At 60.7% G+C, this 16,571-nt stretch carries 13 protein-coding genes; 7 read left to right on the forward strand and 6 right to left on the reverse strand.

Annotation, left to right across the window (positions count from 1 at the left end; translation table 11 throughout):
* On the reverse strand, positions 1-743 hold a 743-nt coding region (locus WKI89_RS16710), incomplete at its 3' end, for a GntR family transcriptional regulator (protein WP_337871512.1).
* A gap of 200 nt (positions 744-943) precedes the next feature.
* On the opposite strand from WKI89_RS16710, the gene WKI89_RS16715 reads away from it, so the two are divergent.
* Together WKI89_RS16715 and WKI89_RS16720 are read left to right on the forward strand one after the other, a co-directional pair.
* Complete coding sequence (locus tag WKI89_RS16715; RefSeq protein WP_337871513.1) at positions 944-1,945, forward strand: TAXI family TRAP transporter solute-binding subunit; 1,002 nt, start codon at positions 944-946, stop codon at positions 1,943-1,945.
* A gap of 325 nt (positions 1,946-2,270) precedes the next feature.
* Positions 2,271-4,634 carry a TRAP transporter fused permease subunit gene (locus tag WKI89_RS16720; RefSeq protein ID WP_337871514.1) on the forward strand — a complete coding sequence of 788 codons (2,364 nt, stop codon included), beginning with the start codon at positions 2,271-2,273 and terminating at the stop codon, positions 4,632-4,634.
* Between the two features lie 49 nt (positions 4,635-4,683).
* Here WKI89_RS16720 and WKI89_RS16725 read toward each other — a convergent pair whose 3' ends face one another.
* On the reverse strand, positions 4,684-5,361 hold the full coding sequence (locus WKI89_RS16725) for a hypothetical protein (RefSeq protein ID WP_337871515.1): 678 nt from the start codon (positions 5,359-5,361) through the stop codon (positions 4,684-4,686).
* A gap of 181 nt (positions 5,362-5,542) precedes the next feature.
* Between WKI89_RS16725 and WKI89_RS16730 the strand changes: the two genes are divergently transcribed.
* Together WKI89_RS16730 and WKI89_RS16735 are read left to right on the forward strand one after the other, a co-directional pair.
* Positions 5,543-5,905, forward strand: a complete 363-nt coding sequence (locus tag WKI89_RS16730) for a DUF4160 domain-containing protein (RefSeq protein WP_337871516.1) — start codon at positions 5,543-5,545, stop codon at positions 5,903-5,905.
* 81 nt (positions 5,906-5,986) lie between these two features.
* Positions 5,987-6,925 carry a DNA polymerase III subunit delta gene (locus WKI89_RS16735; protein ID WP_337871517.1) on the forward strand — a complete coding sequence of 313 codons (939 nt, stop codon included), beginning with the start codon at positions 5,987-5,989 and terminating at the stop codon, positions 6,923-6,925.
* Here the strand turns inward: WKI89_RS16735 and WKI89_RS16740 are convergent.
* The 3 genes from WKI89_RS16740 to WKI89_RS16750 form a co-directional block, all read right to left on the reverse strand.
* On the reverse strand, positions 6,922-7,884 hold the full coding sequence (locus tag WKI89_RS16740) for a calcium/sodium antiporter (protein WP_337871518.1): 963 nt from the start codon (positions 7,882-7,884) through the stop codon (positions 6,922-6,924). The genes WKI89_RS16735 and WKI89_RS16740 overlap by 4 nt on opposite strands.
* Before the next feature lie 211 nt (positions 7,885-8,095).
* Positions 8,096-8,956, reverse strand: a complete 861-nt coding sequence (locus WKI89_RS16745) for a hypothetical protein (RefSeq protein WP_337871519.1) — start codon at positions 8,954-8,956, stop codon at positions 8,096-8,098.
* 43 nt (positions 8,957-8,999) lie between these two features.
* Complete coding sequence (locus WKI89_RS16750) at positions 9,000-10,331, reverse strand: CHASE2 domain-containing protein (protein ID WP_337871520.1); 1,332 nt, start codon at positions 10,329-10,331, stop codon at positions 9,000-9,002.
* Positions 10,332-10,655: 324 nt separating this feature from the next.
* Between WKI89_RS16750 and WKI89_RS16755 the strand changes: the two genes are divergently transcribed.
* A complete protein-coding gene (locus tag WKI89_RS16755; protein WP_337871521.1) occupies positions 10,656-11,825 on the forward strand; it encodes a caspase family protein in 1,170 nt (389 codons plus the stop codon).
* Between the two features lie 163 nt (positions 11,826-11,988).
* Here the strand turns inward: WKI89_RS16755 and WKI89_RS16760 are convergent, their stop codons facing one another.
* The gene (locus WKI89_RS16760) at positions 11,989-13,185 is read right to left on the reverse strand and encodes an N-acetylmuramoyl-L-alanine amidase (protein WP_337871522.1); all 1,197 of its coding nucleotides are present in this window, start codon (positions 13,183-13,185) and stop codon (positions 11,989-11,991) included.
* 190 nt (positions 13,186-13,375) lie between these two features.
* Between WKI89_RS16760 and WKI89_RS16765 the strand changes: the two genes are divergently transcribed.
* Entirely contained in the window at positions 13,376-14,770 is a 1,395-nt protein-coding gene (locus WKI89_RS16765) for a TldD/PmbA family protein (RefSeq protein WP_337871523.1), read from the forward strand.
* Between the two features lie 23 nt (positions 14,771-14,793).
* Positions 14,794-16,110, forward strand: coding sequence for a TldD/PmbA family protein (locus WKI89_RS16770; protein ID WP_337871524.1), 1,317 nt, complete (start codon positions 14,794-14,796; stop codon positions 16,108-16,110).
* The last annotated feature ends 461 nt before the right edge of the window (positions 16,111-16,571 follow it).

The raw sequence follows: 16,571 nt of genomic DNA on the forward strand, positions 1-16,571 counted from the left end.
CACCCAGACGTAGGTAGCCACCAGGAGGGTTTCTGCGTCAAGATAGTACAGGGGGTGCTCTCTGTGGGTTTCCATAGCACCCCCTCTTTTTTACATCCCCTGGGGTAGGTCAAGTAGCACACGAAGGAATGTTTGAGCAGCGCTTCGCTGGCCTGTTTGGGATTGCGGGCCTCGAGGGCTTCCAATACCGCTTGGTGTTCCTGTAGGCCGCGCTCGAGTTGGGCCAGGCTACGGACCGCCGATTCCAGCGCTAGGTGCGACTGGTCTTTTAGCAGCCCCACCATTCGCTCCAAGACCGGGTTGTGGCTTAGGGTTCCCAGCAACTTGTGGAATTGCAGATCGGTGGCCTGGTAGCCCTCGAGGTCGCCTGCTTGGATGGTTTGGGCCTGGGTTTGCAGAACCTGGTGGAGCAGGGCTAGGTCTTTGGTGCTGGCTCTGGTAGCACCTATCCGAACCGAGGCTACCTCCAGCACTTCTCGAGCCTCCAGGATTTGTAGCGCGTCCTCGAGGCCAAAATGGGCTACCACCGCTCCCTTGCGAGCTTTCTCCTGGGCTAGACCATCGGCCACCAGTTGCAACACGGCTTCGCGCACCGGACTGCGCGAGACCCCAAGCTGCCGGGAAAGTTCGGGAACGCTGAGGGGGTGCCCCGGTGGTAGCTCTCCTTGGAGAATATGGGTGCGCAAAATAGCGTATACCTTGTCTACCAGACGTTCTGACTGCAGTTTGGCTCGAGGCTTCATAGATTGATGGGGTTTACTGTGCCTTTGCGCTTTAGGTTGCGCTTATACAGCAGACATTATGGCGTCTGCCCCTTGACATGTTACATGTAATATGTAGACTGTCCACAGCCGGAAGCATAACCCAAGTCGCATCGAGTCAAAAAACGATGTTTGGGGTGGTTCATTGCCCGGTTTTGGTCCAGTCTTGAGGAGGTTGGTCAATGAAGCTGTGGAAACTGTCAATCCTTTTTTTAGTCTTGGTACTGGGCACTGCCCTGGCCCAACAACGTCCCAGGGTGGTCATCCCGACGGGTAGTACCGGAGGGGTGTTTTTCTTCTATGGACAAGCTATTGCCAAGATCCTGACCGAGGCGGGCGTAGCCGACGCCACTGCCCAACAAACTGGTGGCTCGTACGATAACCTGCTGCTGCTGCGCGACCGTACCGATCCCCGTTCCAACACCTACTACTGCGCACTGGCCACCACTGACTCGGCCCTGGTCACCTTCACCGGTGAGGAGCCTCGCTTTGCCCAGCGCAAGGCCGATATGCAGCGGATCATGTTTTACATGTACCCCAGCCTGATCCACATCGTAACCACCGAAAAATCGGGTATCAAGTTTGTGGGTGATTTGCGGGGCAAGCGGGTCTCGACCGGCCAGCCCGGTTCCTCCACCGAGAACCTGGCCCTTTTGGTGCTCAAGGGGGCGGGGGTGGACCCGCGCGAGTTTGCCAAGCGCGAGCGCCTGCCCGCCGCCGAGTCGGCCAAAGCCCTCTCCGAAGGCACCATTGATGCCTACTTCTGGGTGGGTGGGGTACCCACTGCCAGCGTGGTTGAACTGGCCCAGGGTCTGCCGCGAAAGGGTGACCAGATCAAGCTGGTAGACTCGCCCCGCACCGGCCCCACCGCCCAGTTGCTGCAAAGAGAGTTCCCCGGCATCATTACCACCGGCGTACTGCCTAAAACCGCCTATGGCACCAAGGACAATGTATTCGCTCTGTACACCGGCAATGTGTTCCTCTGCCCGGCCTCCATGCCCGACGACCTAGCTGCCGCCATCATGAAGGCCGTATTTGGCAACCTACAAACCCTCACCACCGCTACTGCTGCCGCCCGCGATACCACCCTCAAAAACACCGTGGATCTGGTGAATCAGAGAGTTGTGATTCCCTTCCACCCAGGCGCTTTGCGCTACCTACGCGAGACCGGCGCTATCCGGTAAGGTTCGGCTGTCGAGAAAAGCTCCCTCAAACTATTTGGGGGAGCTTTTTGTAAGTATACCCAGGAGTGATCTGTTCGACTCAATCTGCAGCTCGAGAGATGGGCTCCTGCTTCCCCTACCGAGCTCCTGCCCAACTGCTTGCAGCTACTGTAGCATGCCTGGGCGCCCTGGCTGGCTTGCGGGAAATAGTTTCCAGTACATGCCTTGCTTCACCTGGTCAGGCAGAAAATCCGCAAGAATCTCGACAAAAATCGGGTTTATATCTCAGCGACAACGATAAGCTGCGATATAATCTCGCTCACAAGCCAGGTTTTTAGGAGGTGCCATGGAAATACCTCAAGAGAATACGGGCAGAACCACTCTGCTAGGGCGTGTTATCTGGATTGTCCTGCTTATAGCAGCCCTCTTCAGCCTTTATCTGGTGCTTCATCCTTTCACTCCGCTGAGCCGTCTAGATATAAGCATCCTCGATCAGGTGCAGCTTCGCCGGGCTACCCACGTTCTGCTGTTGTTGGTCGCGGGGTATCTGATTACCTCTCGCCTTCCCGCCGCTCGGCGCACGATAGGGTCGTGGGTCTTTGCAGCCCTCACGCTGCCTTTTCTCTACACCTTTTGGGTACCTAACGTTCCGGGGGTAGATATTCCGCTGGCAGGCAAGCTATTGGGAACCTTGGCCTGGGCCCTGGCGGTGTTACCTGCTTTGCTACCACAGGCACGCCGCTATACCGATATTGCCGCTGCCTTGTTGGCCGTTGCTCCATGGGCTTACCAGGTGCGCTATTACGAAGATCTGGTAAACCGGGCAGTCATTCCAGCGGGCTGGGACATGGCCATGTCCTTTAGCATCATCATCCTAGTGTTGGGGCTGGTCTCTCGCCTGCTTGGCCCAATCATGCCTTCATTGGTGCTGATTTTCTTGGCTTACAACATGTACGGACAGTATGTACCTGGTACCTTTCGTGGGGCCAAAAACGGTATTGACCTTATTTTGGGCAAAACCTACAACGAGACGGAAGCTGGCATTTATGGTCTGATTACCGGTGTATCGGCCAAATATCTGGTCTATTTCACCATCCTTTCGGGAATCATCGGGGCGCTGGGATTGGGGCGGGTGGTAGCCAACATCGCCTTGGCCATGGTAGGCCGAACACCGCAAACCCCAGGCCGGGTGACCGGCATAGCCTCGGTGTTCATGGGTATGTTTAGTGGCTCGGGAGCCGCCGATACCCAGTTTGTGGCTACCCTGACCAAACCGCTCTATGAAAAGGCCAACTACGACAAGATGATCGCGGCGGGGTTGGTTGCCACAGCGGGTACCATTGCTCTAATTACCCCCCCGGTGCTGGGTTCCATTGCCTTCGTGATGGTTGAAATTCTTCAGATTAGCTATTTGTGGGTTGTCATCATGGCGATTGGGCCCATGCTCTTGTACCTGGCGGGCATTCTGACTTTTAACGAGTTCTATGCCCGCAAGGCCAAGCTACCTCCAGTGGGGGGCGACGAAACCCTGCGCCGCAGCTATGCCTTGCGCTACAGCACCATCTTCATTCCCATCATCCTGATTGTGGTGATGTTGTTCTTGGGCACAGAGGTCTCGACGGCAGTTTACTTGGCCACGTTGGCTTTTATCCTGGTTTGTTACCTTGATCCCACCTTGCGGCCTGCACCGTTGACCGAGGCCATGCGGAGTCCTGCCTACAAAGTGGGGTTGCCTCTGGGTATCGTGTTGGCTTTGGGCGGTGCTTTTCTGCCAGCGTTGGCCGGTTGGGATCTGGGTAGAATTCCGATCTTGTCGCTCACCTTGGGCTTTCTGGGCCTCATGCTGGGCACCTTTGTATACCCTGCCTTTGCCGACGGAAAGTTGCGGGGGGCTATCGAACCGATTGCTCTGGGGCTAGCCGAAGGTTTCCGCCAACTGATTCCCATCGGTTCAGCAATTGTGGCAGCAAACCTGATTTTCGGGATGATGGTGATTACCGGGCTGCCATCCAAGTTCTCCATCTTCCTAGGTCAAATCTCAGGCGAGAGCCTATTGCTGGCTACATTGGTAACAGCCATCTTCAGCCTGATTCTGGGCATGGGGGTACCCCCCACTGCGACCTATGTGCTCACCGCCTCGCTGACCGCGCCCGCCATCATTAAGATTGCAGCCACCAACTTCCAAGGCTATGGCCTCGAGCCCCAGCAGGCTGTGTTGGCAGCGACGCTGGCCACCCACATGTTCCTCTTCTACTACGCGGTGCTGGCCGATGTGACCCCACCGGTGGCACTTTCGGGTTATGCAGCAGCCTCGGTGTTTAAGACCAACCCCATCATGACAGGCGTGTACGCAGCCAGGGTGGCGCTAGCCAAGTACATCATTGGCTTTTTCTTCCTGCTTTCGTTCACCGGCACGGGCTTGCTGATTTTGCCGATTGTGCAAAATGTACCGGGAATAGAGGGTTGGCTAATTATCTTAGAACGCTTCTTCTTCACGGGTACGGCCATTGTCTTCCTGGCGGCGGCAACTGTGGGCTATACCCGCCGTCCCTTGCAGCGCTGGGAAAGTTGGGTGATGGGTTTGCTGGCCTTGGCCCTGTTCTATCCCTACCCCAACTTGTGGATGCCGTTTATTCCCTTTGTGTTGGGGCTGCTCTTCTTCCTACGGGGGGAGCGCAACGTCACGCCCTCACCCCAGGCGGCAGATTAGAGTGATCCGACTGAATGCCTTGTCTACCCCCTGCTAGTCAGGGGGTTAATTATTGGCTGAGAGCGGCTTGATAGAGTGCCAGACGCTCGAGCCGTACGATCGGGGTTTGGTCTACGGCGAAACCCCAAAAAGCAGGACTGGCAGCGCTGGGTTTTACACCCCGGCGTAGCCAGGTTTCTAGCCGTCCTTCTCGGGCAAGCTGGCGCAACCGGGCGCGGTAGTTCTGCAGGGTCTCCACACTCAGGTTGGGTCCGGACTGGGCCTCACCCGGCAAAAAGCCAAAGAGCAGCTCGAGGTCGTTGTCGAATCCATCCTGATCTGAATCGAGCCCATCCTGGGTGGCGGCTGCGAGGGCCTGGCGAATTTGGGTCACATTGAGCTGAAAGATGCTGCGGGCCTCGGGACTGTCGGCAGGTACCGTTTCGTCTAGTAGCCCATACACGATGCTCTGATAGGTTTGGCCAAAGGAATTGAGCTGTTTGTCACCCTCTTTGCCGATATGGCAGATAGAGCAGGTGGCTTGGCGAGGCTCGAGGTTATAGCGCATGGCCAGTTCGCTGAGCGAAGGCACCGCGAAGCTCAGGGGGGTGGTGGCTGCGGGAACCAGCCCCAGTGCATCGGTATAGCGCCCGCGCTCACGAAAAACCTCACCCAGACCGCGCCAGCTATAAAACGCGAAACTACCCAGCAGGGTCACGATAATCAAGAGCCGCAGACGATTGTCCACCCGTGTTCAATCTATACGAAAACTGGATGGCGGAAGGTGGGTTGGTGAAGCAACTTGGTGGATTCTTTGGAAGGGGTGCCCTCTAGGGTGTGGACGCAGTTCTGCAATACCATTGTTTTATGTAACGCCCACGATGGTCAGAAGTACCATAAGTCGGCCCAAGGATGGCTACACTCGAGCCATGTTAACGCTCATGCGCCGGGGCGGCTTTCGCTTCTATGTTAAATCTGGCAGTGCCCAGGAAAAACCGCATATCTTCGTAACCCGAGACGGGGACACCTGGGCCAAGTTCACCCTGGGGCCGGCAAATCCGGTAATCAATGCCGGCCTGGCCCGCAACGAGCTCACCCGGCTTCAAGGGGTAGTGGCCGACCTCGAGCCCCAGCTCTTGCAGCTCTGGTGGGAGTACGCAGTTACCCAGGGGGTCAAGCCCGAGGCCGAGAAAGAAGGCAAGCATGGCCACAAATCTGGCCCGACAGTCGAAGCACCTCCAGCGCCGGTCGAGCCTACATCCGAATCGGCGGCGCTCGAGCCTGCGGTTTAAATGCGGCCCCGCTCAGGCTTTGCTTCTTAGGCTACCAACCTAAGCTGTAAATGCCTGCCATCTGGTATCCTGCCACTGCGCATGATTCAGGTCTTTACCGGCGATAGCTTTCTGGCCAGAGAGGCCTTGCTCCAGGAGGCCGGCTTGCAGGGCCTACCCCCCCGCCTGATGCCCCCTGAGCCGGCGCTGGTGGCCCAGGAGGCCAGCGGCGGACTGTTTGGCCCTGGTGGGGCTCTGGTGGATCTGCGCGACCTTAGCGAGGCCGAGTGGAAGCCCCTCAAGGAGGTGCTGGAAGGCCTGCCGCCCGATGCAGCGGTGCTGCTGCTCGACCCCCGGCCCACCGCGGCCCGCAGCAAGTGGTACGCCGACAAAGCCCAGAAGCGCGACCACCCCACCCCCGGCCCCAAGGAGATGACCCACTGGGTGGTGAACCGCGCCCGCCACTACGACCTCAAGCTACCGGGGGCCATCGCCTCGTACCTGGCGGGCCTGGTAGGGGGCAAAGGCAGCGCCGAGAACCCAGCCATGGGTCTGGAAGCCCTGGATCAGGAGCTAAAAAAACTCAGGTTTGTTACTGCACCCATCACCCTCGAGAAAGTGCAAGCCCTGGCCGCTCTGGATACGCCTATTTCTGGCTTTGATCTGGTTCGCTCGACCACCGAGGGCAAACCCAGCCAGGCCTTCAAATATGCCCGTGAACTCCTGGAGCGGGGTGAAGACCCCTTGCGGATTTTGGGGGCGCTTTCCTGGCAGTATGTGCGGGTGGCCAAAGCCTGGGCCTTGCTGCAAGACGACCCCATGATGGGGGAGGGGATGGCCGCCAGTGCTCTGGGCATGCACCCCTACGCCGCCAAACAAACCCTCCTGCTGGCCAAAAAAATGTCCGGCGAAGCGCCCCAAAAAGCCCTGGAAATCCTGATGGAAGCCGAAGAGGCTGCTAAAACCGGCAAGGACATGCGTCTGGCCTTGGAGCGGGCCATCGTGGCGCTGGCTGGTATTCATCGGCCAGCATCGCGCTAAATAGACGTCACGATCAAAAACGCTATATACGCCACATACAGCCCCAGGAAAACCCCGCCCTCCCTGCGCCCCAAACGGAATCCGGTAGCCAGAAACGGCCACAGCAGCACACTGGCCAAAAGCATCACCCACATATCGCGCTGGATGTTCTCCCAGGGTAAGCCAACGGGTTGAACAAGGGCCGTGATCCCCAGGATGCCCAGGATGTTGAAGATGTTGGAGCCCACAATGTTGCCCAGCGCGATGTCCGGCTCGCGGCGCAGGGCAGCGGTGATGGAGGCGGCCACTTCCGGCAGGCTGGTGCCCAGGGCCACAATGGTCAGGCCGATGACCAACTCGGGTACACCGAAGCCTCGAGCCAGCTCCACCGCCCCGATGGTCAGGATGCGGGCGCCTACCCCCAAGAGCACCAGCCCCAACACGATTCCTGCGTAGGTTTGCCAGCCTGCTTGAACGGGCTTGCCATACTCTTGGTCGAACTCTCCCTGCACCTCGAGGCTTTCGCCTACGCTGCTGCGGTACAAAAACCAGATATACAGACCCAGCAAGACCACCGAAAATAACCCCTCCCAGCGGGTTATCTGCTGGTCAAAGTACAAAAACACAAAAAGCATTAAGGCCGCCCCAATCATGAAGGGCACCTCGCGCTTGATGAACTGGGCCTGGGCGCGGATGGGCGCCAGGAAGGCGGTAACCCCCAGGATGAGCAGGATATTCAAGATATTCGAGCCCACCACGTTACCAATAGCGATGGCCGGGCTGCCGGTAAGTGCGGCGGCCAGGCTGGCGGCCAGCTCGGGGCTGCTGGTACCAAAGGCCACCACCGTCAGGCCCACCACCATGGTGCTAATACCCCAACTGCGGGCTAGCACCACCGCGTTTTTGACCAGGGCTTCGCCCCCAAAATACAGCAGCACGATACCGCCAGCGATGAGCAGCAAGTTCAGCGCAAACTCCATGCCGAGTAGGGTAGCAAAAAACCCACCGATGCTTCTGTAACTATTTGGCTTGAGTTCAAATTCTTTGGTCACCGAAAACAACCAGTATCCCACGAGGGGCGGCTTCGACGGGCACAGCTACCCTCTGCACACCGGTAAATGCTGCAGGTTGCCTGATACGGAGTGTACTGGGAACCGCTGCAGGCAGTTCCCTCCCAAACTCCAAGAACCGCTAGCGCGCGCTACCGCGAAACTCCCGGCGAATTTGGGCCTCCAGGATAGGGGCCAGCTCGCTGGCTCCAGCCGCCAGCAGGTAGCTATAGGCGGCAGGGGCGTAGCCGATCTCGCTGGTGAGCCACAGGGCCAGGGCGGCCTCGAAGGGGGTACTGGCCGCGACCTCACTGGCAAAGCTCACCCACTGTACCGGGGCTGCGTATACCACCAGCCCAGAGCGGCTTAGCACCTCGAGGTGCCCAGTCTTCCGCAGCACTTCGGTTGCAATGGTAAAAACCCCGTCTCCTTGGGCCTCTACTTTTTGCAACTCGCTGGCTCCATTCAATAAGCGCAGGGTCTGTCCACTGGCGACCGTAAGGGTCAGGGCGCCCAGGCGGTAGTCGGTAGGCAGGTAGAGGGTTGGGGCGTTGCCCGCGGGGTTGCGGCTTTTGGCCTCCTTGATGAAGGAAACCTCGGCTTGTTTTTTGCAGACCCCGATGTCCTGGCAGCTGGCCACCAGGTTTTGCCAGAACGACTTGGGCCGGGCCACCTCGAAGCAGGCAGCACCTCTGGCCTCGAGGGCAAAGGCCCGCACCCCGTACAGGAGACGTCCTTGGCCTTCCGTAACGCACAGACGGTCGCCGGCCTCGAGGTTGAGCAGCAAAGCAGGGCCACCGCTGCGGGTGTAGGTTTGCATGGTCTGGTCGGGGCGAAGGAGGCGGGCTTTTCCACTGAGCTCGAGGCGGGCCGGTTCGGCCAGAGCCAGCGAACAAAAGACCAGGACGATCCCCACAAACAAGTGCTTCCAGGGCGTGGGGGCTGCTTTCCTCGGCTCACCCTGCATCAGGGCACCGCGCGTCCAGGCCAGCAGTTTGACCAATCGGCCAGTAGGGTTTATCCCACACAGAGCGGCCATCCACGCGCTACCGATCCCCCCCGGTTCCCTCCACGATTTCCTTGAGTTTATCCGCCACTTCCTGGCCTGAATCACTGGTTTTGTTCTCATTCTTCTTCCCTCCAGCAAATAGCTTTAGCAACAAGGCCCCCATCTGAAAGGCCACAATCGGGTAGAGATAATCCAGGAAATGGCCCGAGTACTGCACAATCATCACCCCGGCCAAAAACAAAAACCAGGCCGCCACCGCCGTCTCGATCAGGGCTTGGACGAAACCTTGGAAGCGGCTGGCCCTCAGCCAGCCATCGGTGATGGAGTAGGTCAGCCAGAGGGCCAGAAAAACCACCAGCGGCACCACCAACAACACCGGCCCCCAGCCCAGGGTTTCGGAAAAACTGCGGTAGGTCGCCAGGGTTAGGAGGGCGTTCACGTGGATATCAATACCCTGTACTGCCCCAATCGCCGTGAAATGTACGTCGTCGGCCTTAGGGTAGGTGCGCCCCACCAGGAACAAAGCCCCCCGGGTCTGTTCCGATTTCACCAGGCTACCTTCCAAGAATTGCAGCCCTCCCATCACCACCAGATTGGGCCAGAGCTGCCGCCCTTCGGTGTGGGCTCCAAAGCGCCGTATCTCACGGTAGACGATACGCTTGCCATCGGACTGGGGATTGCCCAGCGCAACCGATTGCGGACAGCGAAGGCCATCCTGCAAGTCTATGCCCAGTCCTAGGCAGTACAGCCCCAGCGAGGCTGCTACAGGCTGCCCAGGAAGGGGCCGGGGAATCTTGCGGGTTAGCCCGTCACCGTCATAGAGCACCTGGGCTTGCACAGCAAACAACTTGGGATTGAGGCTGCTCAGGGGTTGGCCCAAAATCTGTTCATCTGGTAGCAGGATGGGAACCTGGGCGCGGCGCAACGCCTCCAGCAACTGCCGATCTCCTGCAGATAGGGCCCCGTCTTCGTTGCTGGGGTAGCGCAGATCGAAGTCGAGGAACAGACCTTTGGGCTGGTAGTCCAGAATTTTTTGGATGATACGGGCCAGTTGGCCCCGGTGAAAGACATTGCTGTTGGGGCTAAGCTCTTGGATGCTCTGCTGCTCGAGCTCCACCAGCACCACCAGCGGAAAATCGCGCACAGGCACCGGCGAACCCCAGCGGTGCACCACTTTGGTCAGGCGATCCAGTGAAGCTCCCTGTGGGCCCTTGATAAACCCCCCCAAGGGCCCCAGCAGATTGTTGCTCAAAATGTAGGACGAGGCCACCATCACCAGCACCACCAGCCCGGTGCGCCAGAGGGCTTTACGCGCGTGGGGCGAAAAGGCTCGCCGACGGGGCGGTTCATTCACCGCGTACCTGGCCATTTGGATTCAGGAACCTCGAGCCAAACCATAAAATACACAACATCTGGTAGAAACTTGCACCGGTTGCACTACGAGTTGTGCCCCTCTAGACGGCAAAAAAGCGAGTGAAAAAAGGGTTTGTACCGTGATATACTACAAATCCACCCTTTTCATTGGGTTAACGCCGTCTCCCGCATTGCTTAGTCTGCTTTCATCTCCGTCTAACTTTAGGGAATGGAGGGTAGGAGCCAGGGCTGGTGCAGATATATGCAACGTTGCTGGGGCCGACCAATTGCCTGGCTTGTCGGGCTGGGCGTGGGGTGCTGGTTTGGGTTGGGTCAACCCATGCCCAAGCCCGAAACCTACGCCCTGGTCATTGGTATCAACAACTACCGCCCCTACCCCGAAACCCCCTCCCTGCCCTCCCTCAGCTACGCCGAGAGCGACGCCCGCAAAATGGCCCAGGCCCTGCGCGACCCCAACAAGGGTCAGGTGAGTAAGGTGCGGGTGCTGCTGGATACCGAGGCCAGCAAGACCGCCATCGAGGCCGAGTTGCGCGATCTGGCCCGGCGCATGCGCGTGAGCGATACCCTGATCGTCTACTACTCCGGCCACGGGATGCCGAGCCGCCTGGGGCAGGCTACCCTGATGCCCAGCGATGCCAAAATCAACGACGAGGAAACCTGGCTACCCCTGGAGTGGTTGCAGGAACAAGTGCGCAAGGCCAGCCAGGGCAGGGGCCGCCTGATTCTGATTCTGGATGCCTGTTTTAGTGGGCAGTCTCGAGCGGGCTCGCGCAGCTTCACCATGCCGGGCCGTAAGGACTTGCCCAAACCGCAAAAGCCCGATCTGAGCGGGGCCAATGTGTTGCTGGCTTCCTCTGCCGACTCGGAGCCGAGTTGGGAGGATGCCGAGCTGGGGGGTGGAATTTTTACGGCCTACTTGCTGGAAGCCATCTCGGGCAAAGCCGATGAGAACGGGGATGGCTATGTAACCATCGGGGAGGCTTACCGCTATGCTGCTGTTCGTGTTGAAGCGTTCAGCTCGCGCAGAGGCACCCCCCAGACCCCCAAGCTTTATGGTCCCGACGACTACACCCTGGCCCTCAACCCCGTCGCGGTGGCCTTGAGCCGTCTGGCCAACCTCAAGCTCTCGGGCTATATCAACGGCGAGCAGTTTGATGCGCTGGCCGCTTGGCTCGAGGGCAGAAGGCAGCCCGAGGATCTAAAACAGTTCCTGGCGGGAGCCCTGACTGGAGGACAGTTTGTGAGCCTTGTATGGGCTGGGGCCATTCCAGGGGTTCCAGCGCAGACCCCCTCCGATGCGCGCCTGCAAAAAATAGGCTGGTTGCGGCGCGAAGGCAAGATTCGGCTGGATCAGTTCTGGGTGCTGAGCCAGATGATTCAGACAGGCAAGGCGGCTCCCGACGTAAGCGAGTATCTGGCTGGGCGGTTGTCTGAAGCTAAGTTCTTGCAACGGTTGCGGTCGGGTGCTGTGCGGGGCGTGCCGAGGTAGGCGCTTTGTTGTGTGGGATGGGCCATCACGACGTGAGTAATGTTCTTTCGGTCGGGCCATTCTACAGAGTTTGCCCACCTAAGCCCATCGTGTATTCAGAACGGATCGCCCGGAAAGCCGCTGCGAAACTTACCCCATTCGACGTTCATTGTTGTGAAGGCGGCTACTCGAGCGGCTGGTCGCTTTCCAGGTACTCCAGCACCCCCCGGGCGATGCCGTAGCCGATGCGGTCGAGGTAGTGGGCCTCGCGCAGGTTCTGGCCTTCGATGGGGTGGCTCAGGTAGCCCATCTCCACCAGGATGGCTGGAACGCTGGTGTAGCGGATTACGAAGAAATCGGCGCTGCGTACCCCCCGGTTGACGGCAGCGGTGGCTCCCAGCGTATACGAGAGCACACGGGAGGCCAGGGTGCGCGAGAGCTCCATGCGGCGCAGCGAGTTCATCTGGGGGGTGGGGGAGGGCAGGCTTTGGGGTGGGATGGGGTTGACATCCTCGGGGCTGGGCTGGGCGCCTGGGTCGAGCGGCCCTTGGGTTTGGGTAGGCTGGACGGCCTCGAGCGCATCCAGCGGGTCGAGCGCAAGGGGGGGTGGGGCGGGCAGAAGCGGTGCCGGGGAGGGGAAAAAGGGGCGGGTGGCGGTGGGGCTGTAGTAGTAGACCTCGAGGCCGCACCAGGCGTCGGCGCGGGCCGGTACGGTGGCGTTGGCGTGAATGGAGACGAATAGATCTTTGCCTTCGGCCAGGGCCACGCGCTGGGCCAGGTCGGTGCGCTTGTCGGGCGAAAAGGCCGTATCGCTTTCGCGGGTCAGAATGACCTCCACCCCCGCGCTTTGCAAAAAGCGGCGCACCCGCAGGGCCACCTCGAGGTTCAGCGCTTTTTCCACCACCGGGCCCAAAGCGCCGGGGTCGGGGCCGCCGTGCCCGGCGTCCACCACCACCGCAAAGCGCCGCCCGTTGGCCTTCACAAAGCGAAACTCCGGGAGGGTCGGTAGCGGGCTGGTATCCACAAAGGCCCCCGAGAGGTCAATCACCAGCCGCTGTCCGTCGCCTTGCAGGGCGGCCAGGGTCATGGTCTTGTAGCCAGAGCGGGGCGTGACCCCTTGGGGGGTGAACAGGATTAGCACCGCCTGGCTCTCGTGCTGCTCGAGCACATACCCGGCCAGCTCCGGCAGGCTCACAAAGTGCAGGCCGGGCGCAACGGTCTGACCCGGCAGGGTCACCCGCAACGCAGCGCCTAGCGGCTCGATCTGGTAGGTCGCCTCTTTGGGCAAGTCCAGCACCACCCGCGCAAACCCCGGCTGGTCGCCGATGCGAGGGGGCGGCAGGCTCTGGGCCAGAGCGCCGGTGCTCAAGAGAGCGGCCATCAGTAAACGCAAATGCGGGCGAGACATCTTCAAAACAGCCTCAGTTTATTGTGAGGCAAAAGTTCAGGATGAGTTTTTGACGCTGGCGTCTTCACGAACCGGCGAATGCCCTGTGGGTAAAAAATGCAACCAAGGTGGGTTTTGGGGTGAGGTCAGGCCTGCTAGGCTGTAGAGGCTATAAGGAGGTTGTGTGTTGGACGAAGCATGGGTGGGAGATGTGCTCCGCCGTGCCCGGCAGGGTGGGGCCGACTTCGCAGAGCTGTATGTGGAACGCTGGCGGCGGCGGGCCTTGCGGGTGCTTTCCGGCGAGGTGAAGGAGGCCACCAGCGGCCTCGAGTACGGGGCCGGGCTGCGGCTTTTTTACGGCACCGAGGTGGTTTACGCCTACACCAACGACCTGAGCCCCCAGGGCCTGCTCGAGGTTACCGATACCCTGGTTCAGCTCAAGGGCCAGGCGGGCCAGGTGGATGCGCTGGGCCGGGGCGGCCTGGATTTTCGCAAGGCGGTGGCCCAGGGGCTGCACGCCCCCCAGATCCCCTTTACCGCCAGAGACAAGCGCTACCGCCTGGAGCGCATCCGCGAGGCCGAGGCCGGGGCGAGCGTGGGCCCCCAGATCAAGCAGGTGCAGACCAACCTGATGGAGTGGGAGCAGGAGGTGCTCATCGCCACCAGCGAGGGCACCTGGGCCGAGGATCGCCGCGTGCGCACCCGCCTCTACGTGACCGCCATCGCCCAGGACGAGAGCGGGATGCAGACCGGCGTAGTGGGGCCGGGGCTGAGTGTGGGCCTCGAGCTCTTTGACCGCTACCCCCCCGCCGAGGTCGGGCGCAAGGCCGGTCTGCAAGCCCTCACCAACCTGCGGGCCAAGCCGGCCCCCGCCGGCACCATGCCCGTGGTAATTGGCAACGGCTTTGGCGGGGTGATCTTCCACGAGGCCCTGGGGCACCTGCTGGAAACCACTTCCGTTGCTAAAAAAGCCAGCGTGCTGTCCGACAAGCTGGGCGAAAAAGTGGCCTCGGACTGCGTGACCTACATTGACGACGGCACCACCCCCCACGGCTGGGGCTCGCAGGAGTTCGACGACGAGGGGAGGCCCACCGAGCGCACCGTGCTGATCGAGAACGGAGTGCTCAAAAGCTACATGGTGGATCGGCTGGGCAGCCTGCTCACCGGCTACCGGCCCACCGGCTCGGGCCGCCGCCAGGACTACACCTTTGCCCCCACCAGCCGGATGCGCAACACCTTCATCGCCCCCGGTACCACCCCCAAGGAAAAACTCTTCGAGGGCATCGAGTACGGCCTCTACGCCGCGGATATGGGCGGGGGGCAGGTGCGGCCCGGTTCGGGTGAGTACAACTTTGGGGTCAAGGAGGGCTACATCATCCGCCACGGGCGCATCGAGGAGCCGGTGCGGGGGGCCATGCTGGTGGGTAAGGGCCCCGAGAGCATCCAGAAAATTGTGGCGGTCTCGGATGACCTCGAGATGGGCCCCGGCATGTGCGGCTCGCTCTCGGGCAGCCTGCCGGTGGAGGTGGGCCAGCCGCACCTTTTGATCTCCGAGATTGTGGTGGGGGGTCAGGCCTAGCCGGCCTCCAAGGGGGAAGAACCATGACCTTTGAAGAAGCCAGGGATTATCTGCTGCAAAAAGCGCGCGCTATGGGCCTCGAGGCCGAGGTGCTGGCCACCCATACCCGCGAACTCACCATCCAGGCCCACGGCGGCCGGGTGGAGGAAATTACCCAGGCCACCCAGGGCGGGGTGGGGGTGCGGGTGGTGGTGGAGGGCAAAACCGGTTATGCCTACACCGAGGAGCGCACCCCAGCGGCGCTCGACTGGGTACTGGCCGAGGCCCACGAGAACGCCCTATTGCAGTCCGAGACCGGGGGGTTCCTGCCGGCGGGGGGCGGGCTGGGCCAGCACGACCTGCTGGGCGAGGGGCTTTCGGCCCCCCTGGAGCAAAAGCGCCAGGCGGCTTTGAACCTCGAGGCCACTCTGCGGGCCGACCCCCGGGTGCGGCAGGTGCAGATGACCCGCTACTCCGAGAACGAGACCCAGGCCACCCTGGGCTCCACCCAGGGGGTCTCGGGGGCCTTTCGCAACGGCTACGCCCTGCTCCTGACCAGTGCCGTGATGGGCGAGGGGCATAGCCTCAAACAGGGCTACGAGTTCGACCTTTCCAAGGAGTTCCACACCCTCGAGCCCGGCCGCACCGCCCAGCAGTTCCTGCACCGCACCGGGCGCTTGCTGGGGGCCCGCCCCCTCCAGACCGGGCGCTACAAAGCCTACTTCGAGCCCAAGGCCTTTGCCCAACTGCTGGGCATGATGGGCTGGTTTTTGCTATCGGCCAAGAACGTGCTCGAGGGCAAGAGCCTGCTGGCGGGCCGGGTGGGGCAGAAAATCGCCTCGGAAATTTTCACCCTGATAGACGACCCCACCCTGCCGGATGGGCTGGCCTCGCGCCCCTTCGACGCCGAAGGCACCGCGGCCCGCCGTACGGTGTTCATCGAGAAGGGCATCCTGCGCACCTTTGCCCATAACTCCGAGACCGCCCGCAAGATGGGGGTGGAGAACACCGGCCACGCCGCCCGCAGCTACAAGGGGGTGCTGGGCATTGCGCCCACCAACCTGTTCGTAGAGCCCGGCGCGGGCGTGCAGATGGACAGCGGCATTGTGGTCACCGACCTGATGGGCCTGCACGCCGGGGCCAACCCCATCTCGGGAGAGTTCAGCCTGCAGGCCCTGGGCCTTAAGGTGGAGGGGGGCGAGGTGGCCTACCCGGTGGAGAACTTTACGGTGGCGGGGAACTTCCTGGAGCTGCTCAACCGCATCACTGCCCTGGGTAGCGAGCTCGAGTGGAACCCCATGATGGGCATCGTGGGTTCGCCCATGGTCGAGGTGGCGGAGCTGTCCTTTGCCGGGGCTTGAATCCCAGCGTCATACCGTTTCCGCTTGAATCCTTCACCGCCATGCGTAGTCAAAGGTGAAGGATTCGAGCCGACTGAAGGGAGTAGAAAAGCATTACGGTAGTATCGTTTAGGCTTGTCAAAGTGAACGATACTACCCAAATGCGTATCATATGAAATCCTTTTGATTCATTCCCCTAGCATCCCCCCGGCCACCAGTGAAATAGGGTGTAGCCCTGGGTAAGCGCTGGCTGGGTCAGATGGTGTTGCAGTTGGAGTTCCAACCGAGGCGGCGCTGATGTTGAGCCGGTTGCATGGCTCCATTCTAGTGGAAAGAGTCTTGGAGATTTCTTATCCCTTCGTGTGCTACCTGCAGTCTACCCTTCCACCCCCGCCATCCTGAGCAGAAGACGGCTGCGGATGAGGTTGTGCACCAGCAGAATCAGGTTCACCCGCGCCAGGAAACCTGCAAACGACCGGGCC

It is taken from the genome of Meiothermus sp., from assembly GCF_037443965.1.
In the GTDB taxonomy this organism is placed as follows: domain Bacteria; phylum Deinococcota; class Deinococci; order Deinococcales; family Thermaceae; genus Meiothermus.